This is a genomic window from Pseudomonas sp. AE27, assembly GCF_037113495.1.
Classification (GTDB): Bacteria; Pseudomonadota; Gammaproteobacteria; order Pseudomonadales; family Pseudomonadaceae; genus Aquipseudomonas; species Aquipseudomonas palmensis.
Genome location: NZ_CP146966.1, coordinates 3126824 through 3152278 on the forward strand (window position 1 = coordinate 3126824; position 25455 = coordinate 3152278).

The 25455-nt window shown below is 62.1% G+C and carries 21 protein-coding genes, 4 tRNA genes and 1 riboswitch; of the genes, 3 read left to right on the forward strand and 22 right to left on the reverse strand.

The window, feature by feature from the left end; all coding sequences use genetic code 11:
* Positions 1-78: 78 nt before the first annotated feature.
* Positions 79-405, forward strand: a complete 327-nt coding sequence (locus V9K84_RS14240; protein WP_003254499.1) for an Arc family DNA-binding protein — start codon at positions 79-81, stop codon at positions 403-405.
* Between the two features lie 56 nt (positions 406-461).
* Here V9K84_RS14240 and mgtE read toward each other — a convergent pair whose 3' ends face one another.
* The 8 genes from mgtE to alaS all read right to left on the reverse strand — a co-directional run bounded on the left by mgtE (position 462) and on the right by alaS (position 7260).
* Positions 462-1904, reverse strand: a complete 1443-nt coding sequence (gene mgtE / locus V9K84_RS14245) for a magnesium transporter (protein WP_043860297.1) — start codon at positions 1902-1904, stop codon at positions 462-464.
* Positions 1905-2287: 383 nt separating this feature from the next.
* Positions 2288-2364, reverse strand: a tRNA-Arg gene (locus V9K84_RS14250).
* Positions 2365-2441: 77 nt separating this feature from the next.
* A tRNA-Arg gene (locus V9K84_RS14255) sits at positions 2442-2518 on the reverse strand.
* A 77-nt stretch (positions 2519-2595) separates the two neighbouring features.
* Positions 2596-2672 (reverse strand) — tRNA-Arg (locus tag V9K84_RS14260).
* 108 nt (positions 2673-2780) lie between these two features.
* Positions 2781-2871 (reverse strand) — tRNA-Ser (locus tag V9K84_RS14265).
* A gap of 72 nt (positions 2872-2943) precedes the next feature.
* Positions 2944-3132: a carbon storage regulator CsrA gene (gene csrA, locus V9K84_RS14270; RefSeq protein ID WP_010226667.1), complete on the reverse strand. Its 189-nt coding sequence runs from the start codon at positions 3130-3132 to the stop codon at positions 2944-2946.
* A gap of 183 nt (positions 3133-3315) precedes the next feature.
* Complete coding sequence (locus tag V9K84_RS14275; protein WP_043860296.1) at positions 3316-4551, reverse strand: aspartate kinase; 1236 nt, start codon at positions 4549-4551, stop codon at positions 3316-3318.
* 90 nt (positions 4552-4641) lie between these two features.
* Positions 4642-7260, reverse strand: a complete 2619-nt coding sequence (gene alaS / locus V9K84_RS14280) for an alanine--tRNA ligase (protein ID WP_043860295.1) — start codon at positions 7258-7260, stop codon at positions 4642-4644.
* Positions 7261-7473: 213 nt separating this feature from the next.
* Positions 7474-7625, forward strand: a riboswitch (FMN riboswitch).
* Between the two features lie 93 nt (positions 7626-7718).
* Here alaS and V9K84_RS14285 point away from each other — a divergent pair.
* Complete coding sequence (locus tag V9K84_RS14285) at positions 7719-8225, forward strand: 6,7-dimethyl-8-ribityllumazine synthase (protein WP_043860294.1); 507 nt, start codon at positions 7719-7721, stop codon at positions 8223-8225.
* An 89-nt stretch (positions 8226-8314) separates the two neighbouring features.
* Here the strand turns inward: V9K84_RS14285 and astE are convergent, their stop codons facing one another.
* From astE to acs, 13 genes are all read right to left on the reverse strand, one after another.
* The gene (gene astE / locus V9K84_RS14290; RefSeq protein WP_088514528.1) at positions 8315-9322 is read right to left on the reverse strand and encodes a succinylglutamate desuccinylase; all 1008 of its coding nucleotides are present in this window, start codon (positions 9320-9322) and stop codon (positions 8315-8317) included.
* Positions 9323-9334: 12 nt separating this feature from the next.
* Positions 9335-9625 (reverse strand): hypothetical protein, encoded by a 291-nt coding sequence (locus tag V9K84_RS14295; protein WP_043860292.1) that lies wholly within the window; start codon positions 9623-9625, stop codon positions 9335-9337.
* 14 nt (positions 9626-9639) lie between these two features.
* On the reverse strand, positions 9640-10989 hold the full coding sequence (gene astB, locus V9K84_RS14300) for an N-succinylarginine dihydrolase (protein ID WP_088514527.1): 1350 nt from the start codon (positions 10987-10989) through the stop codon (positions 9640-9642).
* Positions 10990-11014: 25 nt separating this feature from the next.
* Complete coding sequence (gene astD / locus V9K84_RS14305; RefSeq protein ID WP_173925083.1) at positions 11015-12481, reverse strand: succinylglutamate-semialdehyde dehydrogenase; 1467 nt, start codon at positions 12479-12481, stop codon at positions 11015-11017.
* The gene (gene astA, locus V9K84_RS14310; RefSeq protein ID WP_088514526.1) at positions 12478-13506 is read right to left on the reverse strand and encodes an arginine N-succinyltransferase; all 1029 of its coding nucleotides are present in this window, start codon (positions 13504-13506) and stop codon (positions 12478-12480) included. Before astA ends, astD begins: the two co-directional genes overlap by 4 nt.
* Before the next feature lie 62 nt (positions 13507-13568).
* Positions 13569-14588, reverse strand: a complete 1020-nt coding sequence (aruF, locus tag V9K84_RS14315) for an arginine/ornithine succinyltransferase subunit alpha (protein ID WP_043860288.1) — start codon at positions 14586-14588, stop codon at positions 13569-13571.
* 128 nt (positions 14589-14716) lie between these two features.
* Positions 14717-15937 carry an aspartate aminotransferase family protein gene (locus V9K84_RS14320; protein ID WP_043860287.1) on the reverse strand — a complete coding sequence of 407 codons (1221 nt, stop codon included), beginning with the start codon at positions 15935-15937 and terminating at the stop codon, positions 14717-14719.
* A gap of 318 nt (positions 15938-16255) precedes the next feature.
* A complete protein-coding gene (gene argR / locus V9K84_RS14325) occupies positions 16256-17236 on the reverse strand; it encodes a transcriptional regulator ArgR (protein ID WP_043860286.1) in 981 nt (326 codons plus the stop codon).
* A gap of 107 nt (positions 17237-17343) precedes the next feature.
* Positions 17344-18108 carry an ATP-binding cassette domain-containing protein gene (locus tag V9K84_RS14330; RefSeq protein WP_043860285.1) on the reverse strand — a complete coding sequence of 255 codons (765 nt, stop codon included), beginning with the start codon at positions 18106-18108 and terminating at the stop codon, positions 17344-17346.
* Between the two features lie 65 nt (positions 18109-18173).
* Complete coding sequence (locus V9K84_RS14335) at positions 18174-18872, reverse strand: ABC transporter permease (RefSeq protein ID WP_054916584.1); 699 nt, start codon at positions 18870-18872, stop codon at positions 18174-18176.
* The gene (locus tag V9K84_RS14340) at positions 18869-19558 is read right to left on the reverse strand and encodes an ABC transporter permease (RefSeq protein WP_054916585.1); all 690 of its coding nucleotides are present in this window, start codon (positions 19556-19558) and stop codon (positions 18869-18871) included. Before V9K84_RS14340 ends, V9K84_RS14335 begins: the two co-directional genes overlap by 4 nt.
* 90 nt (positions 19559-19648) lie before the next feature.
* Entirely contained in the window at positions 19649-20431 is a 783-nt protein-coding gene (locus V9K84_RS14345) for an ABC transporter substrate-binding protein (protein ID WP_043860283.1), read from the reverse strand.
* Positions 20432-20966: 535 nt separating this feature from the next.
* Complete coding sequence (acs, locus tag V9K84_RS14350) at positions 20967-22928, reverse strand: acetate--CoA ligase (protein ID WP_043860282.1); 1962 nt, start codon at positions 22926-22928, stop codon at positions 20967-20969.
* Between the two features lie 414 nt (positions 22929-23342).
* Here acs and V9K84_RS14355 point away from each other — a divergent pair, with 414 nt between their 5' ends.
* Complete coding sequence (locus V9K84_RS14355; protein ID WP_043860281.1) at positions 23343-23603, forward strand: DUF2790 domain-containing protein; 261 nt, start codon at positions 23343-23345, stop codon at positions 23601-23603.
* 87 nt (positions 23604-23690) lie between these two features.
* Here V9K84_RS14355 and V9K84_RS14360 read toward each other — a convergent pair whose 3' ends face one another.
* Positions 23691-25250 carry a sigma-54-dependent phenylalanine hydroxylase transcriptional regulator PhhR gene (locus V9K84_RS14360; RefSeq protein WP_043860280.1) on the reverse strand — a complete coding sequence of 520 codons (1560 nt, stop codon included), beginning with the start codon at positions 25248-25250 and terminating at the stop codon, positions 23691-23693.
* Between the last annotated feature and the right edge of the window lie 205 nt (positions 25251-25455).

Genomic DNA, 25455 nt, shown 5'->3' on the forward strand with positions numbered 1-25455 from the left:
GTCTTAACGATGGTCGTAACACTCATCGTGCGGCCGATTTCGAGAACCGCTTCCCCCTGAACTAAACCGGTCAATTATATGCGCCCAATGAAACAGGCTATCTACTCAAGCCGCACCGCTGACAAATTTGTCGTCCGCCTGCCAGACGGAATGCGTGAGCGCATTGCCGAGGTTGCGCGTAACCACCACCGCAGCATGAACTCCGAGATCATTGCACGCCTGGAGCAGAGCCTTATTCAGGAAGGTGCACTGGGCGACGAGCTGAGCATGCGCCTGGACAGCCCAGAGCTGTCACTGCACGAACGTGAACTGCTGCAACGCTTCCGCCAGCTGTCCCATCGCCAGCAAAATGCTCTGGTCGCACTGATCGCCCATGACGTCGAGATGGCCGCAGACGCTTCCTGATTCCACCCACGCACAAAAAAGCCAGCTTTCGCTGGCTTTTTTTATGCCTTGCCTTTTTACAGCAAGAAGATCGTAGCAAGGCCCAGGAAGATGAAGAACCCGCCACTGTCGGTCATGGCAGTGATCATCACACTTGCGCCCATCGCAGGATCGCGCCCCATTCGGGCAAGCGTCATCGGGATAAGAACGCCCATCAGGGCCGCCAATAGCAGGTTCAGGGTCATCGCCGCAGTCATCACTACCCCCAGCGACCAGCTGCCATAGAGCAGGTAGGCCACAACGCCGATCACGCCCCCCCACACCAGGCCATTGATCAAGGCCACCGCAAGCTCCTTGCGCATCAATCGCGCAGTATTGCCCGGGCTGACCTGATCGAGCGCCATGGCACGTACGATCATGGTAATGGTCTGGTTGCCGGAGTTGCCCCCGATACCGGCCACGATGGGCATCAGTGCAGCCAACGCCACCAGCTTCTCGATCGACCCCTCGAACAGGCCGATCACTCGCGAAGCGACAAAGGCCGTGATCAGGTTGATTGCCAGCCATGCCCAACGGTTGCGAAGCGAACGCCAGACCGAGGCGAAGATGTCTTCCTCCTCACGCAGACCCGCCATGTTGAGGACTTCGTTCTCGCTTTCCTCACGGATCAGGTCGACCATTTCGTCGATGGTCAAACGGCCGATCAGGCGATCGCTCTTGTCCACCACCGGTGCCGAAATCAGGTCATAGCGCTCAAAGGCCTGTGCCGCATCGTAGGCGTCTTCATCGGGATGAAAACTGACCGGGTCACTGGCCATCACCTCGGCAACCTGCTTGTCGGGGTCGTTCACCAGCAGCCGCTTGATGGGCAACACACCCTTGAGCTTGCCGTCGTAATCGACCACGAACAGTTTGTCGGTATGGCTTGGCAGCTCCTTGAGCCGGCGCAGGTAACGCAACACCACCTCAAGGCTGACGTCCTCGCGGATGGTCACCATCTCGAAGTCCATCAAGGCACCGACCTGGTCCTCGTCATAGCTCAACGCGGAGCGTACGCGCTCACGCTGCTGGGCATCGAGGGTTTCCATCAGCTCATGCACGACGTCGCGCGGCAGCTCCGGCGCAAGGTCGGCCAGCTCGTCGGCGTCCATCTCCTTGGCAGCGGCAAGCAGCTCGTGATCGTCCATGTCGGCGATCAGGGTTTCCCGAACCGAATCGGATACCTCGAGCAGGATGTCACCATCACGCTCGGCCTTGACCAGTTGCCAGACCGTCAGACGATCATCCAGCGGCAGGGCTTCGAGAATGTAGGCAACGTCAGCGGAGTGCAGATCATCGAGCTTGCGTTGCAGCTCGACCAGATTCTGGCGGTGTACGAGATTTTCGACCCGATCGTTATGGTGCCCTTCCTGACGATGTGTCAGGTCTTCGACCACTCGTTGGCGCTGCAGCAATTCGACCACCTGGGCCAGGCGATCCTGCAGGCTTTCTTGCGATTTTTTTACTTCACTTTCGGTCATACGCGTACTCCACTCCCAGCAGCGGAGCACGCCAGGAGAATCAATCAGTCAGATCGTGATTGGCAAAACAAGCTATTGAGTAACTACTGGGTAAGTCCATGGTGGTATTCCACAAGCCCCGGCGGAGCTGACGGGCGCAATCATACACGGCTTGGGCTGCTCGGGCTGAAAATATTGGCCAGAACAATCGCTTGCGAGATAAAGCTGTGACAACGTACAGCTCTGACAGTGCGACGGCTGGCACACCCCAAAGAACACATTGAAGACGCAAAAGTTAGCAGAGGCCGGTAAACGCATCGATGACAGTTTATTCATCGCGCCTTACGGAAAAGTGAAAAGCCGAAAAGCAGAAGGCCCGCTCAAAAAGCGGGCCTTCTGTTGTATGGTGCACTCGACAGGATTCGAACCTGTGACCGCTCGGTTCGTAGCCGAGTACTCTATCCAGCTGAGCTACGAGTGCAGGGTTGGCGCTTGATAGACCAGATCACCTCTGGTTGAAGCTGAAACAACTTCCAGACTGGAAACTGCTTCGTCGTATGGTGCACTCGACAGGATTCGAACCTGTGACCGCTCGGTTCGTAGCCGAGTACTCTATCCAGCTGAGCTACGAGTGCAGGGTTGGTACTTGATGGACCAGATCACCTCTGGTTGAAACTGAGGCAACTTCCAGACTGGAAACTACTTCGTCGTATGGTGCACTCGACAGGATTCGAACCTGTGACCGCTCGGTTCGTAGCCGAGTACTCTATCCAGCTGAGCTACGAGTGCATTTGTTGCCGCGCATTATAGACCGCTTAATCGATTTGCCAACCACTTTTTCGTTTAATTTCAACTACTTAGCGATTCAAGCAAGATTACAGCGCCCTACATGAATAATGGCGGAGAAGGGGGGATTCGAACCCCCGATACCCTTGTGAGGTATACTCCCTTAGCAGGGGAGCGCCTTCGGCCACTCGGCCACCTCTCCGCAACACGGGGCGTATAATAACCAGAGCCTTCCCCGTTTGCAAACCCTTTTTTGAAAAAATATCGATAAAAATTAATGGGTTGGTTCTTCGTCCTTCTCTTTCTTGATCCGCAGGTAGATTTCCTCACGGTGCACGGCCACTTCCTTGGGCGCGTTCACCCCAATCCGTACCTGGTTTCCTTTGACGCCGAGCACGGTCACGGTGATTTCGCCGTCGCCAATTATCAGGCTCTCTGCGCACCGACGAGTCAGAATCAACATACCTTTCTCCTCACGCAATTCAGTTCAGGGATAACAGTCTGCAAAAAAAGGGCTTCAACCCGCCGCCAGAACAGCGGCGGACCTACGCCTGAACGTTGACCGACACCCGACAACCCACAGGTTTCTTGTGCCGTTCAAAAACACGAAGGGCGCGGCCAGGCCGCGCCCCAGTGAGCACAACGCTTACTCGCCCTGACGGGAAGGCGCGTCGAGTTCGAAAGCGGTGTGCAAGGCACGCACAGCCAGTTCCAGGTACTTCTCTTCGATAACCACCGACACCTTGATTTCCGAAGTGGAGATCATCTGGATGTTGATGCTCTCCTTGGCCAGCGATTCGAACATGCGGCTGGCAACGCCCGCATGCGAGCGCATGCCCACACCCACGATCGATACCTTGGCGATCTTGGTATCACCCACCACTTCGCGGGCATTGAGCTTCAGGGCGGTTTCACCCAGTACCTTCTGCGCCTTTTCGTAATCGTTGCGGTGTACGGTGAAGGTGAAGTCGGTAGTGTTATCGTGCGAAACGTTCTGCACGATCATGTCGACTTCGATATTGGCTGCACTGATGGGGCCCAGAATCCCGAATGCCACGCCCGGGGTATCCGGCACACCGCGAATGGTCAGCTTGGCTTCATCGCGATTGAAGGCGATGCCGGAAATGATCGGCTGTTCCATGGATTCCTCTTCATCAATAGTAATGAGGGTACCCGGACCCTCCTGAAAACTGTGCAGTACACGCAGCGGTACGTTGTACTTGCCGGCAAACTCCACGGCCCGAATCTGCAGCACCTTGGACCCGAGGCTGGCCATTTCCAGCATCTCTTCGAAAGTGATCTTGTCCAGCCGCTGCGCCTGGGACACCACGCGCGGGTCGGTGGTATAGACACCATCGACGTCGGTGTAGATCTGGCACTCGTCAGCCTTCAATGCAGCCGCCAAGGCCACGCCGGTGGTATCGGAACCGCCACGCCCCAGCGTGGTGATGCTGCCGTGCTCGTCAACGCCCTGGAAACCGGCTACCACGACCACGCGACCTGCCTTGAGGTCGGCACGAATCTTCTGATCATCGATCTGCAGGATGCGCGCCTTGTTGTGCGCACTGTCGGTGAGAATACGCACCTGGTTGCCGGTGTAGGACACCGCAGGCACACCCCGCTTGATCAGCGCCATGGCCAGCAACGCGATGGTCACCTGCTCGCCGGTGGACACGATCACGTCCAGCTCGCGCGGAACCGGCTGATCGCTGATTTGCCTCGCCAGCTCGATCAGACGATTGGTTTCCCCGCTCATTGCCGACAGCACGACCACCAGGTCGTCGCCAGCCTCGCGGAACTTCTTCACCTTGTCGGCAACCTGTTCGATGCGCTCGACCGTGCCCACCGAGGTGCCGCCAAATTTCTGTACGATCAACGCCATTTCAAAGCCGCCTCAGCCCGTGAAGGGCACCCAATAAACACAATTACCCAACGCCAGGGCCCGCCATCGGATGGCGGGCCACCGGGCGCTTCAGACACCCTGTTCTACGAATGGCACGGTCAGAGCCAGTGCACCGTCCAGCGCTGCGGCATCCACGCCACCGCCTTGCGCCATGTCCGGACGACCACCGCCTTTGCCGCCCACCGCTGCAGCGGCTTGCTTCATCAGATCACCGGCTTTGAGTTGGCCGGTCAGGTCCTTGGTCACGCCTGCGACCAGTACGACCTTTTCTTCGTGGACACTGCCGAGCAGGATCACTGCGCGGCCGAGTTTGTTCTTCAACTGGTCGACCAGGGCCAGCAAGGCTTTGCCGTCCTGCCCGTCCAGACGTGCGGCCAGCACTTTGACGCCCTTGACGTCGACTGCGCTGGCAGACAGGTCATCGCCGGCAGCACTGGCGGCCTTGGCCTGCAGTTGCTCCAGTTGCTTTTCCAGCTGACGGTTGCGCTCGAGCACCGCCGACAGCTTGTCGACCAGGTTCTCGCGGCTGCCCTTGACCAGCTGGGCAGCTTCCTTCAACTGCTCTTCGGCAGCGTTCAGGTAGGCCAGTGCGGCGGCGCCAGTGACCGCTTCGATACGACGCACCCCGGAGGCCACACCGCCTTCGCTGATGATCTTGAGCAGACCGATATCGCCGGTGCGCTTGGCATGGATGCCGCCGCACAGCTCGACGGAGAAATCACCGCCCATGCTCAGCACGCGCACGCTGTCGCCATACTTCTCGCCGAACAGCGCCATGGCGCCCTTCTGCTTGGCAGTCTCGATGTCGGTCTCTTCGGTCATGACCTCGGTGTTGTTGCGCACTTCGCGGTTGACAATGTCTTCCAGCGCCTTGAGCTGCTCTGGCTTTACCGCCTCGAAATGGCTGAAGTCAAAACGCAGGCGCTGGCTGTCGACCAGCGAGCCTTTCTGTTGTACGTGCTCGCCCAGCACCTGACGCAATGCCGCGTGCAGCAGGTGGGTGGCCGAGTGATTGAGCGAGGTGGCATGACGAACCTGCGCATCGACCCGGGTTTCAACCTGGGCACCGACGCTCAGCTTGCCGCTGGCAACCACACCGTGGTGCAGGAAGGCACCGCCGGTCTTGGTGGTGTCACGGACATCGAAGCGGACGGCACCGGCCTGCAGGTACCCGCAGTCACCCACCTGGCCGCCGGACTCGGCGTAGAACGGCGTGCGGTCGAGGATCACCACACCCTCCTCGCCTTCACCCAGCTGCTCGACGGCCTTGCCGTCCTTGTACAGTGCAACGACGCTGGCAGCGCCTTCGGTGGTGGCATAACCGGTGAATTCGGTGGCCACATCGACCTTGACCAGGGTGTTGTAGTCCAGGCCGAAGGCGCTGGCCGAACGCGCGCGCTCACGCTGCGCCTCCATCTCGCGCTCGAAACCGACTTCGTCGATGGTCAGGCTGCGCTCACGGGCGATGTCGGCCGTCAGGTCCATCGGGAAACCGTAGGTGTCATACAGCTTGAACACCACGTCACCGGGCACCACGCTGCCCTTGAGTTCGGCCAGGTCCTGCTCGAGGATCTTCAGGCCCTGCTCCAGGGTCTTGGCAAACTGCTCTTCCTCGGCCTTGAGCACGCGCTCGATGTTGGCCTGCTGCTGCTTGAGTTCCGGGAACGCCTCGCCCATCTCGGCAACCAGCGCCGCAACGATCTTGTAGAAGAAGCTGCCGGTGGCACCGAGCTTGTTGCCGTGACGGCAGGCACGACGAATGATGCGACGCAGCACGTAGCCACGGCCTTCGTTGGAAGGCAGCACGCCATCAGCAATCAGGAAGCTGCACGAACGAATGTGGTCCGACACTACCTTGAGCGACGACTGGTCTTCGTTGCTGCAGCCGATGGCGGCAGCCGACGCGCTCAGCAGGTTCTTGAACAGGTCGATTTCATAGTTCGAATGCACATGCTGCATCACCGCACTGATGCGCTCCAGGCCCATGCCGGTGTCCACCGACGGTGCAGGCAGCGGGTGCAGCACGCCGTCGGCAGTGCGGTTGAACTGCATGAAGACGTTGTTCCAGATCTCGATGTAACGGTCACCGTCTTCTTCCGGCGAGCCTGGCGGGCCACCCCAGATGTCGGCGCCGTGGTCATAGAAGATCTCGGTGCAGGGGCCGCACGGGCCGGTATCGCCCATGGTCCAGAAGTTGTCCGAGGCGTAGGGCGCGCCCTTGTTGTCGCCAATGCGCACCATGCGCTCGGCCGGCACACCGATGTGCTGGGTCCAGATGTCGTAGGCCTCGTCATCGGTGGCATACACGGTGACCCAGAGCTTTTCCTTGGGCAGCTGCAGCACGCCGGTGAGGAAGGTCCAGGCGTAGGTGATGGCATCACGCTTGAAATAGTCGCCGAAACTGAAGTTGCCCAGCATTTCGAAGAACGTATGGTGACGCGCGGTATACCCGACGTTTTCCAGGTCGCTGTTCTTGCCGCCGGCGCGCACGCACTTCTGGCTGCTGGTGGCGCGGGTGTACGCGCGCTTTTCCTGGCCAAGGAAGCAGTCCTTGAACTGGTTCATCCCCGCGTTGGTGAACAGCAGGGTCGGGTCGTTGCCCGGGATCAAGGAGCTGGAGGCAACTCGGGTATGGCCCTGCTCTTCGAAGAAGCGAAGGAAGGCTTCACGGATTTCTGCGCTTTTCATAGGTTCTTCCACGGAAACGGCGGCCTGCGTCAAATTGACGAAACGACGGCAAAGGGCCGCATTATATCGAGCCTTAACACGAGGTGCAGTGAGTTTATACATCGCCAACCGCCATTTGAGGATGAAATGACCTTCATCCGGCGCGGTTTGCTTAGCAGGCTATACGTTCTGCCGACATCTATGCTACAACGTGTGCGTCGCCAGCCACTGGCGGCACGTTCTCAGGGCGGGGTGCAATTCCCCACCGGCGGTAATTGCGCCCATTGCGCATAGCCCGCGAGCGCTTGCAGGCAACCCTGCAAGGTCAGCAGACCCGGTGTGATTCCGGGGCCGACGGTCATAGTCCGGATAAAGAGAGAGCGGGATAGGCACGCGAGTGCCTGCGTCTGCACATCTGCGCAACGACAATCCCCTTCGATCCACTGCCCTGTTTCTCATACAAACAGGAGTTCGTTTCAATGCAAGCTACCCCAATCGACAGCAAAGGCCATCACAACGATCGCATCGCCTTCGTCCAGGCCTGCTGGCACAAGGATATTGTTGACCAGAGCCGCAAGGGTTTCGTCGAAGAGATGGCCAAGCAAGGCTATCAGCTGAGCGATATCGACTTCTATGAAGTCGGCGGTGCCTTCGAAATCCCGCTGCACGCCAAGCTGCTGGCCCGCAGCGGCCGTTACGCCGGCATCGTGGCTGCAGGCCTGGTGGTGGACGGCGGCCTGTACCGCCATGAGTTCGTCGCCCAGTCGGTGATCAGCGGCCTGATGCAGGTGCAGCTGGAAACCGAAGTGCCGGTGTTCTCGGTGGTACTGACCCCGCATCACTTCCATGCCGGCGACGAGCACCAGAAGTTCTTCTTCGATCACTTCGTGCACAAGGGCGCCGAAGCGGCAGTGACCTGCGCCGACACCCTGCTCAAGCTGCGCTCGCTGCGCCGCAATGAAGTACCGCAGAAGATGGCGGGCTGATTGCACTGCCCCTTTCGCCGGCAGGGCCGGCTGCTACGGGATGCGCGACACCTGTAGCAGCCGGCCTTGCCGGCGAAGGTGTTTCATCTTCAGCCCAACTGCTCATCCGACGCAGGCACGATCAGCATCCCCGCACGCAGCCCGTTCTTCACCTTGGGGTTCGGGAAAATGATCCGCGCGCCCTCCTCCTCGACAACCCAGCGCGTCTCGGCCAGGTCCTCGGCCAGCAGATACCCTCTGGAAAGCTCGGAAAAGTTCTCGATATCCGCCGGCAGGTGCAGGTGGAAGCTGTCGCTGTGCTTGATGATCTCGCGCGCGACGCTGAACAGTTGCAGCCCGCCGATCCCTTCATCTTCAGCCGGCTCGTTACCCTCGATGATCGCCCTGAGCCGCGCTTCGAGCTTGCCGAGTTTGATCTCGCCGTTCTGGCCGAACGGCCGCGCCTTGCCCAGCTCGAGGGTGAACGCTTCGGCCCCCAGGGTTTCGTAGGTGAATGCGGTAAAGGTGATCGAAGGCTTGCTCTGCAGCAGCACAGCCTGCATGCCGGCGGCGCGCAAGCGAGCCAGTTCCCGACGCGAGTGCTGACGGCCTTCCTTGTAGGGATACAGCGCAAACTGCTCGATCTTGGAGCCGCGAATGGCGGTGTGCAGGTCATAGTGCAGGCGGGTACGGCCCTCTTTATAGAAAAAGGCCGTTGCCAGACGCTCCAGCGCACAGGCACGCAATGCCTCGACACCACTGGACTGCTCATGACGCCGGTTGAACAGACGGTTGACGTCGTGCTCGATATACCGCGCGCCCGTGCGCATCGCCTCGGGGTTGCCGAACAGGAACAGCACACGCGCCCGCGGCTTGATCTCCCCCCTGGCAATGCCATGCAGGAGTTCGTCGAGCAACTCGATCGGTGCAGTCTCGTTGCCATGAATGCCCGCAGACAGCAGCAGGTCCATGCCATCGTCACGCCCCTCGGGCGGGGTCACTTCAAGCGCCCCCTCGTCGAGCCAGCGCATGCGCACGCCTTCGACAGTCAGCTGGGTCTTCTCTGCCGGTTCACGACCGGCAAGGGTCAGTTCAAGCAGTTTGCCGAGGGCGAGCATGGGCGGTGTTCCTTAGTGGTGATGCCCGCAATCGGGGCCATGGACGTGGTCGTCATCTTCGCCAGCATCGGCCGGCTCCATTTCCAGCTGCAGGCTCACCAGGTTGGTGGCCAGCGGGCGCAGCAGCAGGTTGGCATACTCGGCGTCGCCTTCTTCAACATCGACACCGATCAGCAGCTGGCCGCGGCCATCCTGCTGAATCCACACTTCCTTGCCTTGCCACAGCACGGCAAAACGGGTGCAGGAAGTTTCCAGCTGGGTGCCATCTTCATCTTCGAGGATCAGCTGCAGGGCGTCGGACATAATCGAGTTCTCTTTCAAGGTTGGAGTTGGAACGGATACACCGAACCCAGCTTGAGGATCTGGGTCAGCTCATCCAGTGCCGTGCGACATTCCAGCAACAGCTGCGGGTCAGCCAGGTCGCGTTCGCTCAGGCTGTCGCGGTAGTGCCTGTCGACCCATTGGGTCAGGGTGTCGTACAGCGGCGCGGTCATGATAACCCCTGGGTTGACGGCCGCCAGTTCCGTTTCGTTGAGCGCCACGCGCAAACGCAGGCACGCGGGGCCGCCGCCATTCTGCATGCTCTGCTTGAGGTCGAAGACCTTGACCTCGGTCACCGGCCCGCCCTGGCCGGTCAAGGCCGACAGATAGGCCCAGACCCGCTCGTTGTTGCGGCATTCCTCCGGCACGATCAGCAGCATCGAACCGTCTTCACGGGACAGCAACTGACTGTTGAACAGATACGAACGCACGGCGTCCTCGACCGTCACCTGGGCCCGCGGCACGCAGATGGCCTTGAACTTGCCGCCACATCCGGCCAGTTTAGCCTGCAGCTCGGCCAGCACCGCTTCGGTGTCGAGGAAGGCGTCCTCGTGATAGAACAGCACCTCGCCGTTGCCCACCGCGATCACATCGTTGTGAAACACGCCCTGGTCGATCACGGCAGGGTTCTGCTGAGCATAGACCACGCCGTCGGCACTCAGGCCATGCAGCCGGGCAACCGCCTGGGAAGCCTCCAGGGTCTGGCGGGCCGGGTATTTGTGCGGCGCCGGGTAGCGCGCATCGAATGCACTGCGCCCGAACACGAAGAACTCCACGCCCGGTTCGCCATAGGCACGGCAGAAGCGCGTGTGGTTGGCAGCACCTTCGTCACCGAACTGCGCCACCGCCGGCAACGCGGCATGGTGGGCAAAGTGCTGCGTATTGGCGAACATCGCGCCCAGCACACGACTGGTGGTCGGGTGCTCGATACTGCGGTGGTACTTGCAGTTCAGGTTGGCCGCCGTGAAGTGCACGCGTCCGTCGGCCGTATCGGCGCTCGGACTGACCGTGGCGGCGTTGGCCACCCACATGCTGGACGCAGAGCAACTGGCGACCAGCAACGGCATTGCCTCCCTGGCCGCCCGCTCGATGACCTGCGCATCGCTGCCGCCAAAGCCCAGGCGACGCAGCGCAACCACATCCGGACGCTCCTGCGGGGCCAGTACACCCTGCACAAAGCCCATCTCCATCAGCGCCTTCATCTTCGCCAGGCCCTGGCGCGCCGCTTCACGCGGGTTGGATGCCTGCTGGCTGTTGCTCTGCGAAGCAACGTTGCCGTAGGACAGCCCGCCGTAGTTGTGCGTCGGCCCCACCAGGCCATCAAAATTCACTTCAAATGATTTCATCGGCTAAGGCTCCGTGAAGCTGTTGTTATAGGGTGACGCCGGGCGTCAGCGTGGCGGGCAGCACAAGGCTGGATGCCTCCAGCGACGCCACCGGGTAGGCGCAGTAGTCGGCCGCGTAATAGGCGCTCGCCCGATGGTTGCCACTGGCCCCGACACCACCGAACGGTGCGCTGCTGGCGGCACCGGTCAGTTGCTTGTTCCAGTTGACGATACCGGCGCGGCTTTCCAGCCAGAACTGCTGGTAGCGCGCCTCGGAATCGGACAACAGCCCTGCGGCCAGGCCGTACTGGGTGTTGTTGGCTTCGCGGATCGCGGCATCGAAATCGCTGTAGCGGATAACCTGCAGCAGCGGCCCGAAGAACTCCTCGTCCGGGCGCTCGGCCACCGAGGTCACGTCGATGATGCCCGGGGTCAGCAACGCCGCATCGGCCTGTGGCTGGGTCATCGGCAGCAGCGACTGTGCGCCGCTGGCCAGCAACTGGGCCTGGGCATCGAGCAGCGCGCGGGCTGCCCCCAGGGAGATCACCGAGCCCATGAACGGCGCCGGCTGCTGATCGAACGCGCCCACCGAAATGTTCCGGCTTACGGCCACCAGCCGCGCCAGCAGGGTGTCGCCCCATTCGCCTTGGGGTACCAGCAGGCGGCGTGCACAGGTGCAGCGCTGGCCGGCGGAAATGAAGGCCGACTGGATGATGGTGTATACCGCAGCGTCCAGGTCCTGCACCTGATCGACCACCAGGGGGTTGTTGCCCCCCATCTCCAGGGCCAGGATCTTGTCGGGGCGCCCCGAAAACTGCTGGTGCAGCAGGTTGCCGGTGCGGCTGGAGCCGGTGAAGAACAGGCCGTCGATGCCGGGGTTGGCCGCCAGGGCCACCCCGGTTTCCCGCGCCCCCTGCACCAGGTTGAGCACGCCAGCCGGCAGCCCGGCCTCGATCCAGCACCTGAGCGTCAGCTCGGCCACTTTCGGCGTGAGCTCGCTGGGCTTGAACACCACGCTGTTACCGGCCAGCAGCGCCGGCACGATATGCCCGTTGGGCAGGTGGCCCGGGAAGTTGTACGGGCCGAACACCGCCACCACACCGTGGGGCTTGTGCCGCAGTACCGCCGTGGCGTCAGCCAGCGGGCCACTCTTCTCGCCGGTACGTTCGCGGTAGCTCTGCACCGAAATGGCCACCTTGTTGACCATGCTGGTCACTTCGGTGGTGGCCTCCCACAGCGGCTTGCCGGTTTCTTCGCCGATGCAGCGGGCCAGTTCATCGGCGTGGGCCTTGAGGCTCGCGGCAAAGGCTTCGAGCACGCTGATACGCGCCTCCAGCGGCTGGCGAGCCCAGCCAGCAAAGGCTTGACGCGCAGCCTGTACCGCGGCCTCGACCTGCCCCGCGTCGGCGCCCTGGCCCTGCCAGATCACCTGTTGGCTGACCGGGTTCAGCGACTGCAGGGCCTCGCCCTGGCCGGCCTGCCATGTACCGGCAATGTAGTGCGTGGTCATTATTTGGCCTCCCGTGCTGCGGACAGTGGCACCGCACGTACCTGGTCACCGGCGCTCAGGCGCAGGCGCTTGGCCGTCAGCGGGTCGACCACCAGGGTGCCCGCAGCCAAGCGCGCGGGCGCTGCAGTGATACGGCAGTCCTCGCGCTTGCGGTTGTGAATGATGAAAGGGGTGGCATCGTCGCCCGGCGTGCCGATCGCCAGCACCAGGGCCTGGCTGTCGTGCACCGCGCGAATCTTGCCGGTCTGGCACTCGACCGCCGGGCCCGCGTCGAAGATGTCGACGTAGCCCTGATAGCTGAAGCCTTCGCTCTGCAGCATGGCCAGCGCCGGTTCGGTATCGGTGTGCACGCGCCCGATCACATTGCGCGCCGCCTCGGACAGAAAGCAGGTGTACAGCGGGAACTTGGGCATCAGCTCGGCGATGAACGCCTTGTTGCCGACCCCGGTCAGGTAGTCGGCCTGGCTGAACTCCATCTTGAAGAAGTGTCGGCCCAGGCTCTCCCAGAAGGGCGAACGGCCCTGCTCGTCGGACATGCCGCGCATTTCGGCAATGATCTTGTTGCCGAACAGTTCGCTGAATTCGGCAATGAACAGCAGGCGAGCCTTGGCCAGCAGACGACCATTGAGGCCACTGCGGTAGTCGCTGCGCAGAAACAGGGAGCACAACTCGGAGTTGCCGGTCAGGTCGTTGGCCAGAAACAGCGTGGGGATCTCGCGGTAGATGTCCAGTTCCTGGGACGCGCTGACGGTCAGGCCCACCCGGTAGTTGTACCAGGGTTCACGCAGCCCAACGGCACCGGCGATGGCCGAAATGCCCACCACTTCGCCTTCGTCGTTCTCGAGCACGAACAGGTAGTCGGCATCGCCACGCTCGGCTTCGCCGCGGAAGGTCTTCTCGGCCCAGCCCACCCGGTGGGCCAGGCGCTCTTCGTTGGCCGGCAGAGTGGTCAGGCCGGTGGTGCCGGTGCTGCGCGCCAGCTCGATCAGCGCCGGTAGGTCGCTGCTGCGTACGGGACGAACAATCATGCTATCTCCTCGGGCAGGTGCCTGCTGGCCCCTGCGAAACTCGACCTGGGGTAGCCAGGCAATCAGACCGCGACCAGGCGCACGCTGGCGCCCTCACCCACTCCCAGCGCCTCGGCGGCGGCCAGGTCCAGCTGCACCGGCTTGCCAGGGGCCCAGTCCAGCTCCAGCATCACGGCGCGGTAATCCTGCAACTGGCCGTTGGATACCAGGTACGGGCGCCCACCCTTGACGGCCTGCTCCTGCAGCTTGACCGGCACCAGCCGGCTCTGGGCGATGGAGCGGATGCCGGACACCCGCGCATGCAGGGTCGGCCCACCGTCGAAGATATCGATGTAGTGATCGGTCTCGAAGCCTTCGCGCATCAGGATGTCGAAGGTGATCTGCGCGCGCGGGTGCACCTGGCCCATGGCCTCCTGCGCGGCATCCGGCAGCAGGGGCACATAGATGGGGTAATGCGGCATCAGCTCGGCAAGGAAGGTACGGCTCTTGAGCCCGCACAGGCGCTCGGCGGCAGCGTAGTTGAGGTCGAAGAAGTTGCGCCCGATGGCATCCCAGAACGGCGAGTCGCCGTGCTCGTCGCTGTAGCCGACGATCTCGGTCACCACCGAATCGGCAAACCGCTCCGGGTGCGCTGCCATGAACAGCAGCCGGCCGCGGGAATTGAGCTCGGCCCAGCCGGTGCCCACCAGTTCGGGCAGCACGTAGAAGCTGGTCAGCAGGCTGTTGCCGGTCAGGTCGTGACACTGCGACAGCACATGGATCTTGTTGTGGATCTTCAGCTCGCGCGAGGCGTGCACGAAGGTCTCGTTGCGAAAACTGTAGAACGGCTCGGAATAGCCGGCCGAGGCCACGATGGCCGAACAGCCGACCAGCTTGCCGGTCTCGCTGTCTTCGAGCACGAAGAAGTAGCTCTCCTCGCCATTGAAGCTGACTTCGGCGGCAAAGGAGGTTTCGGACGCAGCGATCTTGTCGCCCAGGCGACCGGCATCATCCGGCAGGGACGTGACACCGATGGGACTGTCCGCGGCCAGACGCTGCACTTCACCCAGGTCAGCCATTTGCGCGGGGCGCATCACCAGCATGGTGTCACTCCTTTAGGGAAAATCGGGCCGACAGCTGCCGGCGCAGAAGAAGCGGCACGTGCCACGGGCACGGGCCACCAGAATCGGTTCGCTGGCCACCGGGGCCAGCGAAGGACCGCAGGCCGGTATCAGGCCTTGGTCAGTGCAGCGGCAGCGCGTTCGAAGCGGTCAAGGCCTTCATCGATGTCGGCATCTTCCACCACCAGGCTGGGGGCGAAACGCACCACATCCGGGCCGGCCTGCAAAACCATCAGGCCTTCTTTCTCGGCAGCGTTGAACACGTCCTTGGCCTTGCCCTTCCAGGCATCGGACAACACGCAACCGATCAGCAGGCCCAGGCCGCGGACCTGGGTGAACAGGCCGTACTGCTGGCCGATCTTCTCCAGGCGCGCCTTGAAGCGCTCGTGCTTGGCCTTGACGCCCGCCAGCACTTCAGGGGTATTGACCACATCCAGCACCGCAGAGGCCACGGCGCAGCCCAACGGGTTGCCGCCATAGGTGGTGCCGTGGGTGCCCACGGCCAGGTGCTTGGCCAGCGCTTCGGTGGTCAGCATCGCGGCAATCGGGAAGCCGCCGCCCAGGCTCTTGGCGCTGGTCAGGATGTCGGGGGTCACGCCGTAGTGCATGTAGGCGAACAGCTCACCGGTACGGCCGACGCCGGTCTGCACTTCGTCGAAGATCAGCAGCGCGTTGTGCTTGTCGCACAGCTCGCGCGCGCCTTGCAGATAGGCCTTGTCGGCCGGCACCACGCCGCTCTCGCCCTGGATCGGCTCGATCACCACCGCGCAGGTCTTGTCGCTGATCTGCGCCTTGAGCGCTTCGAGGTCGTTGTACGGCACATGGCTGATGCCGGTGATCTTAGGGCCGAAGCCGTCGGAGTACTTGGGCTGGCCACCGACGCTCACGGTGAACAGGGTGCGACCGTGGAAGCTGTTCACGGTAGCGATGATCTCGTGCTTTTCAGGGCCGAAGCGGTCGTGGGCGACACGACGGGCCAGCTTGAAGGCGGCCTCGTTGGCCTCGGCGCCGGAGTTGCAGAAGAACGCACGCTCGGCAAAGGTGGCGTCGACCAGCTTGTGGGCCAGACGCAGGGCTGGCTCGTTGGTGAACACGTTGGACACGTGCCACAGCTTGTTGGCCTGCTCGGTCAGCGCACCGACCAGCGCCGGGTGGGCGTGCCCCAGGACGTTTACGGCGATGCCGCCAGCGAAATCGATCAGCTCGCGCCCCGCCTGGTCCCATACACGGGAGCCCTGGCCACGCACGGGGATGAAAGCGGCCGGCGCATAGTTGGGGACCATTACCTGGTCGAAATCGGCGCGTTGCACCGGAGCTTGCTCAACGGACATCGGAGTCTCCTGAAGAGGAACGCCTGCCTGGAACTGGCGAGCGATGGGGGGATTGTAAGGACTGATGAACGCCCGGCCTTGCCGCCAAGCGACAACTTCTTATAGCGCCAAACCCTGTTTTGCCAAGGCTTTCGGCAATGCGACAAATAGGGTCGCAAAGGCGCAGTTTAAACGGTGCGCGGTGCTGGCGGGGAGATTGTGTCACGCACGGATTTGCGGGGGCTTCTTCGCTGGCAAGCCAGCGCCCTCGGGCCGGTGCAGCCCCCTTCGACGCTGCGGGCGCTGGTTTGCCGCCGAAGGTCGCGCTGCGCTACCGAATCAGCCGCGCTCGGCAGGCGCCGACGACAACTCGAACGGGCTGTTGCTGCGGCGCTGGTTGCGGTCTTCGCGTGGCGTTGCGCCAAAGAAGTTGCGGTACGCGCTGGAAAAATGCGGCCCCGACGAGAACCCGCACGACAGGCCGATCTGGATGATCGACTTGCTGGTCTGCATCAGCATCTGGCGCGCCTTGTTCAAGCGCAGCTCCAGGTAATACTGGCTGGGCACCCGATTGAGGTACTGCTTGAAGATCCGCTCCAGCTGCCGGCGCGATACGCACACATGCTGGGCAATCTCGTCGGTGGTCAACGGCTCTTCGATATTGGCCTCCATCAGCAGCACCGCCTGGGTCAGCTTCGGATGGCTGGAGCCCAGGCGATTCTGCAGCGGGATGCGCTGACGCTCGCCCCCCTCGCGAATGCGCTCGACCACCAGCTCTTCGGAAACCGCACCGGCAAGCTCGGCGCCATGGTCACGGGCCAGCACGGCCAGCAGCAGGTCCAGTACCGACATGCCACCACAGGCGGTCAGCCGATCGCGATCCCAGTCGAACAGGTGGCTGGTGGCGATGACCTTGGGGAAGCGCTCGGCGAAGTCATCCTGCCAGCGCCAGTGCACCGCGGCGCGATAACCATCCAGCAGGCCCAGCTGGGCCAGCGGATACACACCTGCCGAAAGACCGCCCACCACGCACCCCGAGCGCACCAGTTGCTTGAGCGCGCTGCCCAGCGCCGCGCCTACCGCCTGCGGCGGCTCATCGGCCAGCAGAAACAGCTTCTGGCAACCTTCCAGCCGCCCCACCCAGGCTTCGCCAGGCAAGCGCCAGGCGCCCTCCGGCGCAGGTTCGGCCTGCAGGAACAGCAACTCGTAGACCACTTCGGGGTGCACCTTCTGGGCCACCCGCAAGACCTCTTCGGCCAGCGCCAGGGTCAAGGCCTTGGTGCTGGGCCAGAGGAGAAAACCGATTCGCTGGGTGGTCATTGGGTAAGGTCCGAAACCTGAGAGGAGTCTGGGAGAAAAGCCTCGATCGAGGCGCAGCATGCCCTATTCTGGTGCAAAGCGGCAGCCTCGAACTGTAGCACGGTCGATTATTTCAGGCTGCCGGACAGGAACTGCTGCAACCGCTCGGACTGCGGGTTGACCAGCACTTCACGCGGGTTGCCGCTCTCTTCGACCACACCCTTGTGCAGGAACACCAGCTGGTTGGACACCTCGCGGGCGAAGCCCATCTCGTGGGTCACCACCACCATGGTGCGGCCTTCCTGGGCCAGCGCCTGCATCACCTTGAGCACATCGCCCACCAGCTCCGGGTCCAGCGCCGAGGTCGGCTCGTCGAACAGCATCACTTCAGGCTCCATCGCCAGTGCACGGGCAATCGCCACACGCTGCTGCTCACCACCGGACATATGGCCCGGGTAGGCATCCTTGCGATGGGACACACCGACCTTGGCCAGGTAGTGCTCGGCCTTTTCCAGCGCGTCCTTGCGGCTCATGCCCAGCACGTGCACCGGTGCCTCGATGATGTTCTCCAGCGCAGTCATGTGCGACCACAGGTTGAAGTGCTGGAACACCATCGACAGACGCGAGCGCATGCGCTGCAACTGCTTGGGGTCGGCCGCCTTCAGCGCGCCGTCCTTGTTCGCCACCAGCTTCAACTCTTCGTTGTTGAGCAGGATCTTGCCGGCATGCGGCTGCTCGAGCAGGTTGATGCAGCGCAGGAAGGTGCTCTTGCCCGAGCCGCTGGAGCCGATGATGCTGATCACATCGCCCGCCTTGGCCGCCAGGGACACACCCTTGAGCACTTCGTGACTGCCATAGCGTTTGTGCAGGTCTTGGACTTCGAGTTTGTACATGCTGTCGGTTCTCACAAAGCGTCAGTCCCGGGCCTGCGCCCGGGGCGAAAAAGTTGCCGCCGGGCTCAGCCCTTGCGCGGCGCCAGGTAGCCGAGCCAGCGGCGTTCAGCCAGCTTGAACAGGCGCACCAGAATGAAGGTCAGGCACAGGTAGAACACACCGGCGGTGATGTACGCCTCGAACGGCAGGTAGTACTGGGCATTGACCGTGCGCGCCGCACCGGTGATGTCGATCAGGGTCACGATCGACGCCAGGCTGGTGGTCTGCAGCATCATGATCACTTCATTGCTGTACTGCGGCAGCGCCCGGCGCAGGGCCGAGGGCAGCAGGATGCGGCGGTACATCTTGACCCGCGACATGCCCATCGCCTTGGCCGCTTCGATCTCGCCGTGGGGCGTGGCCTTGAGGCTGCCGGCGATGATCTCGGCGGTGTAGGCACTGGTATTGATGGCAAAGGCCAGGCACGCACAGAAGGTCGCACTGGACAGCCACGGCCACAGGAAGCTCTCGCGCACCGCCTCGAACTGGGCCAGCCCGTAATAGATCAGAAACAGCTGCACCAGCATCGGCGTGCCACGAATCACGTAGGTGTAGAGCCAGGCGCTCATGTTCACCAGCGGCTGCTTGGACACCCGCATCAGGCCCAGCGGCACTGCCACCAGCAGGCCGAACAGCAACGACAGCGCCAGCAGCTTGAGCGTGGTCAGCATGCCGCTCAGGTACAGCGGCATGGCTTCCCAGATGACGTTGTAATCGAAAATCATAGATCAGCCGCCTTTACGCCAACCGAGTAGCGTTTCTCGAGGTAACGCAGGGCCAGCAACGAGACGCTGGTGATCACCAGGTACAACGCCGCGACCGCCAGGAAGAACGTGAACGGCTCGCGGGTCGCGTCCGCCGCCTGCTTGGCCTTGAACATCATGTCTTGCAGGCCCACCACCGAAATCAGTGCGGTGGCCTTGGTCAGTACCAGCCAGTTGTTGGTGAAGCCAGGGATCGCCAGGCGAATCATCTGCGGCACCAGCACCCGGAAGAAGATCTGCAGGCCGCTCATGCCATAGGCCATGCCGGCTTCGGCCTGCCCCTTGGGGATGGCCATGAAAGCGCCGCGGAAGGTTTCGGACAGGTATGCACCAAAGATGAAGCCCAGGGTACCGATACCCGCCATCAGCGGATTGAGGTCGATGTAATCGTCGAAACCGAGCAAGGGTGCGACGCGGTTGAGCAGGTCCTGACCGCCGTAGAAGATCAGCAGGATCAGCACCAGGTCGGGGATCCCGCGGATCACCGTGGCGTACAGGTCGCCGAGCCAGGCCAGCCAGCGCACCGGCGACAGCCGCAGCGCCACGCCGATCAGGCCCAGTACGATGGCCAGGGCCATGGACGACAAGGCGAGCTGTAGCGTCAGCCATGCTCCATCGAGGATGACTGCCCCGTAGCCTTTCAACATGTTGAGGTCCTCGACCTTAGGGATGAAAAAATGGTGCAAACCTCAGCGCTTCTGCTGCTTGCACCATTGAACAGGTGAAACGTCGACGGATTACTGCGCGTCAGGGCCGTAGATGTCGAAGTTGAAGTACTTGTCCTGGATCTTCTTGTACTCGCCATTGGCACGGATGCCGTCGATGGCGGTGTTGATCTTGTCCTTCAGGGCGTCGCCCTTGCGCACGGCGATACCGATACCGTCACCGAAGTACTTGGCGTCGGTGAAGGACGGGCCTACGAATGCATAGCCCTTGCCGGCGTCGGTCTTGAGGAAGCCGTCTTCGAGCAGGGTCGCATCGGCCACGGTGCCATCCAGACGACCGGCGGCAACGTCCAGGTAGATTTCGTTCTGGGTGCCGTAGGGAACGATGGTGGCGCCTTTGGGGGCCAGCACTTCCTTGGCGAAACGGTCGTGGATCGAGCCACGCTGAACGCCGATCTTCTTGCCCTTGAGTTCGTCCAGGCTGTCGCTGACGGTGGTACCGTCCTTCATCACCAGGCGGGCCGGCGTGAGGTAGTAGCGCTTGGTGAAGTCCACGGACTTCTTGCGATCATCGGTGATCGACATGGACGACAGGATGGCGTCGATCTTGCGCACCTTGAGCGCCGGGATCAGGCCGTCGAACTCCTGCTCGACCCAAACGCACTTGACCTTCATCTCTGCACACAGCGCGTTGCCGATGTCGTAGTCGAAGCCCACGATGCTGCCGTCCGGCGCCTTGGAAGCGAACGGTGGGTAGGCGGCCTCGATGCCGATCTTCAGTGGTTTTTCATCAGCCAGCGATGCCAGGGAAAACACGGACAGCGCCAGGGCGCCAAGCAGTGCGAGTTTCTTCATCTGGGAACTCCATCGGTAAAGGGCAATACGTGACAGGCCGATTGGCCGTCGACGTTGCGAATGGGTACAACGCGAGCTGCGCAGGGCTCGACGAAACAGGGTCGAGGCATCACGAGCGAGTGATTGGCATTTTAGCGACAGCTCCGAACCCGATATTTCTTCAATGCGACAACTAGTTACAGAAGCGCCGGAAGTCAGGGCCGGAGATATTGACAGCTTTCGCGGAATATGCAAAAGCGAGAGACAAATAACCTATCAATCAAGCAATAACCGCGCCCATTATTGGCAAAGCCTTGTAATCCGGCAAGTGCAGCGTGGCAGCCATGCAAAATTGGCGTGGTGGATGCGCCCGGATCGGGCGGCGGCGTTTCCCAATGCCCCGTTTGCGTGCGAAACCGGTGACAGAAAAGGTTACCGATGAAAGTCGGCGTAACAGGCATGAAAAAGCCCCGCAGTGCGGGGCTTTGTGCTGACAGCCAACCGGCCCTATCGCCGGCAGGCCGATCCCTACAAGGGCCGGCCTGCCGGCGATGACTCAGGCCGACGCCAGGTTCATCGACTTGTGCGTGTCGATCAGGTGCTGCACCACACCCGGGTCGGCCAGCGTCGAGATATCGCCCAAGCCGTCGTACTCGGCCGTGGCGATCTTGCGCAGGATACGGCGCATGATCTTGCCCGAGCGGGTTTTAGGCAGCCCTGGCGCCCACTGGATCACGTCTGGCGAGGCGATCGGCCCGATCTCCTTGCGCACCCAGTTCTTCAGCTCCAGACGCAATGCTTCGCTCGGCTCCTCGCCACCGTTGAGCGTGACGTAGACATAGATGCCCTGCCCCTTCAGATCATGCGGCACACCGACGACCGCCGCCTCGGCGACCTTCGGGTGCGCAACCATGGCGCTCTCGATCTCGGCGGTCCCCATGCGGTGGCCCGAGACGTTGAGTACGTCGTCGACCCGGCCGGTGATCCAGTAGTATCCGTCTTCGTCGCGGCGCGCGCCGTCACCGGTGAAGTACATGCCGCGGAAGGTCTTGAAGTAGGTGTCGACGAAACGGTCGTGATCGCCGTACAGCGAACGCGACTGGCCCGGCCACGAATCGAGGATCACCAGGTTGCCCTCGGCGGCGCCGTCGATCAGGTTGCCCAGGTTGTCCACCAGCGCCGGCACCACGCCGAAGAACGGACGGGTGGCCGAGCCCGGCTTGAGCGCAGTGGCGCCCGGCAGCGGGCTGATCAGGATGCCGCCGGTCTCGGTCTGCCACCAGGTGTCGACGATCGGGCAACGCTCCTTGCCCACAGTGGTGTGGTACCAGTTCCAGGCTTCAGGGTTGATCGGCTCGCCCACCGAGCCCAGCAGGCGCAGGCTCGAACCGTCGGCATCCTTCATGGCCGCCTGACCTTCGGCCATCATCGCGCGAATGGCGGTGGGCGCGGTGTAGAGGATGTTGACCTTGTGCTTGTCGACGATCTTCGCCACACGGGTGATGTCCGGGTAGTTCGGCACGCCTTCGAACAGCAGGGTGGTGGCGCCGTTGGCCAGCGGGCCATAGACGATGTAGCTGTGACCGGTTACCCAGCCCACGTCGGCGGTGCACCAGTACACGTCACCAGGGCGATAGTCGAACACGCGCTCATGGGTCAGCGAGGCGTACACCAGGTAGCCGCCAGTGGTGTGCAGCACGCCCTTGGGCTTGCCGGTGGAGCCGGAGGTATAGAGGATGAACAGCGCTTCTTCGGCGCCCATCTCTTTCGGCGCGCAATGGGCAGAAGCCACTTTCATCAGGTCTTCGTACCAGATGTCGCGGTGCTGGTGCCAGGCAATGTCGCCACCGGTGCGCTTGCACACGATGATCTTCTGCACGCTGGCGGTTTCCGGGTTGGTCAGCGCCAGGTCAACGTTGGCCTTGAGTGCGGTACGACGCCCGCCACGCAGCCCTTCGTCGGCGGTGATCACGACCTTGGACTTGCAGTCGATGATGCGCCCGGCCAGCGCCTCGGGCGAGAAGCCGCCGAACACCACCGAGTGGATCGCGCCGATACGCGCGCACGCCAGCATGGCGACCACGGCTTCGGGAATCATCGGCATGTAGATGGTCACCACGTCGCCGCGGTGCACGTCCTGGCCACGCAGGGCGTTGGCGAACTTGCAGACCTGCTCGTGCAGTTCGCGATAGGTGATGTTGCGGTGCTCGGAAGGGTCGTCGCCTTCCCAGATGATCGCGAGCTGATCGCCACGCTCGGCCAGGTGACGGTCCAGGCAGTTGTAGGAAACGTTCAGAGTGCCGTCGGCAAACCACTTGATGTCGACATGGTGGTCGTCGAACGAGGTCTGCTTGACCTTGGTGAAGGGCTTGATCCACTCGAGGCGCTGAGCTTGCTCGCGCCAGAAGCCGTCAGGGTTGATCACCGACTGCTGGTACATGGCCTTGTAGGTCGCCTCGTCGGTCAGCGTGTTGGCCGCAACCTCGGGACGCACGGGATACAGGGGAGCCGCACTCATCTTTGTTACCTCGGTGTAATAGTTGTTTTTGTATGACCTCGTTTTAACTGTACCAGAGCGCCAAGGGCCATTCGACGTTGGTAGTAACGGGACCTGCATTTGGACCAACACTGCGCGTCGACCGCTCTGGCACGGGCGTTCCAGCGCGGCAACAGATAGAAAAATAAATCCCGGGGTGAAATTTCAACTGATTGTTACAGTTTCCGCCAACAGTGTTTATCAAAACGGGCTCTGTTTCGGGGCCCGCCACACTCCTAGAATTCACCTCGCCAGCAACGGCAACGCGAATTAACTGGTAACAGCCCCCACGAAGGCATGTTAATCCCGCGATAACCCTGAAAGTTTCAACTTGCTGCACACGCCGCGCCACAAGCGCAGCGTGACCCCTTACGACCTTAGACAGGTAACTTGAAGATGAAAGCTTTACTGGTATTGGCACTCGGTAGTTTTTGCGCATCGGCCATGGCGGCTGAAGTTGCAGATGTTTCCGCCGAGCAGATTCCGGTTGAACAATACAGTTACTCGCAACATCTGGACATCGCCAAAGTCATTTCCATGACCGAAGTCCCGAACGTCTGCGAAGTGGTTCCGGCCCGCATGACCTACGAGGACTCCCAAGGCCAGAAGCACATTCTCGAATACCGCGTCATGGGTAACGGGTGCTCCAACGGCTGATAGAGCACACTGACGGTAGTTGCGCCTCGGGCCTTGTGTCGACGAGGCGCACCCTCGCTGCAAACAGTAACTTCCCCGCCTTTCAAGTCACTCCACAACTTTGCCGATTGCGTAATCACGCAACTTGTTGGCAATGGTGGTATGCGAAACGCCCAGGCGTTTACCCAGTGCTCTGCTACTGGGGAATTCACCCTGCAAACTTTCAAGTACGGCTTTTTCGAAACGACCGACTATTTGCGACAAGTCACCTTCCAGGGAAAACTCGCCCAAAGGTTGGCGCGCGCCATAATCGGGCAGGCGAATATGCTCGGCCTTGACCACCCCGCCGTCGCACAATGAAACCGCCTGGAACAGTACGTTCTCCAGTTGCCGCACGTTGCCCGGCCAATGGTATTGGCTCAGGCGCTCCATCGCCGCCGGTGCCAGGCTCGGCAACGGGCAGCCGATCTGGCGGCTGGCCTGGTCGAGAAAATGCTCCACCAGCGGCGCCAGGCCGTCCAGGCATTCGCGCAGCGGTGGAATGTGCAGCGACAGCACGTTGAGGCGGTGATACAGGTCCTGGCGAAACTCGCCGCGGGCGCACAACTCCGACAAGTCCACCTGGGTCGCGCAGATCACCCGCACATCCAGGTACACCTCCTCGTCACTGCCCACCCGGCGAAAGCAACCGTCCTGCAGAAAGCGCAACAGCTTCACCTGCAGGCGCGGGCTCATCTCACCCACGCCGTCGAGAAACAGCGTGCCGCCCGCGGTCAGTTCCAGCAGGCCAAGCTTGCCCTCGGCGCGGGCGCCTTCGAACGCCCCCGGCCCGTAGCCGAACAGCTCGGTCTCGGCCATCGACTCGGGCAGCCCGGCACAGTTGAGCGCCATCAGCGGCGCCTGCCCACGCGGACTGGCCAGGTGGCAGGCGCGGGCCAGCAGCTCCTTGCCGGTACCGGTCTCGCCCTCGATCAGCAGTGGCGCATCCAGCGGCGCCATGCGACGTGCCTCGCGCACCACCGCCGCCATCACCCTGGAGCTCTGGAAAATGCTGTCAAACCCACGCAGCTCCTGCTTGCGCACGTTGTAGATGCGTTCGCCGATGCGGTCAGCCCGGTGCAGGGTCAGCACGGCCCCTGCCAGCGCCTCGCTGTCATCGTGCTCGGACTGCAGCGGTGCGATATCGGCCAGGAACACATCGCCTTTGATCTTCACCCGCAAGCCGTTGATGCGTGACTTGTTGGCCCGCACCAACTCAGGCAGGTCGAAATCCTCGGCATACCGCGACAATGCAATGCCCGGCACTTCGTCCACCCGTACCCCGAGCAACTGCGCCGCCGAACGGTTGGCCGCGACGATCGAGCCCCCCATGTCGATCGACAGCACCGGAAAATCCAGCGCACCCAGCAAGGCATTGAGCTCCATGTGCCGGCGCTCGCTGGGCATCAGGCCCACGCGCTTGACCCCGAACACACCGGTAATGGCTTCGAACTTGGGGCGCAGCGCCTGGAACTGCAGGTTGATCAGGTTCGGGCAGTGCAGGTAGATGGCATTGCCATGCTCGCCCCCCACCTCGCCGCGGGCCACGTTGATCCCGTACTCGACCAGCAGGTTGAGCATGTCGCGCAAGATACCGATGCGGTTCTGGCAGTGCACTTTGATACGCATGAAAGGTCCTACAAACAAGAAGACGAGGCCAACTATCTGCACAACGGCATGAATTCTCGTAAAGAATACGTTACAAAAAGGCGAATTCACAGCTACCAGCACCTGCGTTTTCTCGGCACTTCGGCACCACCGTAAAATCTGCGTTACAAAAATACGGTTGAACCGCCCGCCGGGCACGAGGCAACGGGATGCAAACACCAGGGTG

Bases quoted from the DNA above. Each gene is read 5' to 3' on its own strand.
- astA (WP_088514526.1), bottom strand. From the start codon at position 13,506: ATGATTGTTCGTCCCGTACGCAGCAGCGACCTACCGGCGCTGATCGAG.
- V9K84_RS14240 (WP_003254499.1), top strand. From the start codon at position 79: ATGCGCCCAATGAAACAGGCTATCTACTCAAGCCGCACCGCTGACAAA.
- argR (WP_043860286.1), bottom strand. From the start codon at position 17,236: ATGACCACCCAGCGAATCGGTTTTCTCCTCTGGCCCAGCACCAAGGCC.
- V9K84_RS14295 (WP_043860292.1), bottom strand. From the start codon at position 9,625: ATGTCCGACGCCCTGCAGCTGATCCTCGAAGATGAAGATGGCACCCAG.
- astE (WP_088514528.1), bottom strand. From the start codon at position 9,322: ATGCTCGCCCTCGGCAAACTGCTTGAACTGACCCTTGCCGGTCGTGAA.
- V9K84_RS14355 (WP_043860281.1), top strand. From the start codon at position 23,343: ATGAAAGCTTTACTGGTATTGGCACTCGGTAGTTTTTGCGCATCGGCC.
- V9K84_RS14345 (WP_043860283.1), bottom strand. From the start codon at position 20,431: ATGAAGAAACTCGCACTGCTTGGCGCCCTGGCGCTGTCCGTGTTTTCC.
- mgtE (WP_043860297.1), bottom strand. From the start codon at position 1,904: ATGACCGAAAGTGAAGTAAAAAAATCGCAAGAAAGCCTGCAGGATCGC.
- V9K84_RS14335 (WP_054916584.1), bottom strand. From the start codon at position 18,872: ATGATTTTCGATTACAACGTCATCTGGGAAGCCATGCCGCTGTACCTG.
- csrA (WP_010226667.1), bottom strand. From the start codon at position 3,132: ATGTTGATTCTGACTCGTCGGTGCGCAGAGAGCCTGATAATTGGCGAC.
- aruF (WP_043860288.1), bottom strand. From the start codon at position 14,588: ATGCTGGTGATGCGCCCCGCGCAAATGGCTGACCTGGGTGAAGTGCAG.
- astB (WP_088514527.1), bottom strand. From the start codon at position 10,989: ATGAAATCATTTGAAGTGAATTTTGATGGCCTGGTGGGGCCGACGCAC.
- V9K84_RS14330 (WP_043860285.1), bottom strand. From the start codon at position 18,108: ATGTACAAACTCGAAGTCCAAGACCTGCACAAACGCTATGGCAGTCAC.
- acs (WP_043860282.1), bottom strand. From the start codon at position 22,928: ATGAGTGCGGCTCCCCTGTATCCCGTGCGTCCCGAGGTTGCGGCCAAC.
- V9K84_RS14275 (WP_043860296.1), bottom strand. From the start codon at position 4,551: ATGGCGTTGATCGTACAGAAATTTGGCGGCACCTCGGTGGGCACGGTC.
- V9K84_RS14360 (WP_043860280.1), bottom strand. From the start codon at position 25,250: ATGCGTATCAAAGTGCACTGCCAGAACCGCATCGGTATCTTGCGCGAC.
- V9K84_RS14320 (WP_043860287.1), bottom strand. From the start codon at position 15,937: ATGTCCGTTGAGCAAGCTCCGGTGCAACGCGCCGATTTCGACCAGGTA.
- alaS (WP_043860295.1), bottom strand. From the start codon at position 7,260: ATGAAAAGCGCAGAAATCCGTGAAGCCTTCCTTCGCTTCTTCGAAGAG.
- V9K84_RS14340 (WP_054916585.1), bottom strand. From the start codon at position 19,558: ATGTTGAAAGGCTACGGGGCAGTCATCCTCGATGGAGCATGGCTGACG.
- V9K84_RS14285 (WP_043860294.1), top strand. From the start codon at position 7,719: ATGCAAGCTACCCCAATCGACAGCAAAGGCCATCACAACGATCGCATC.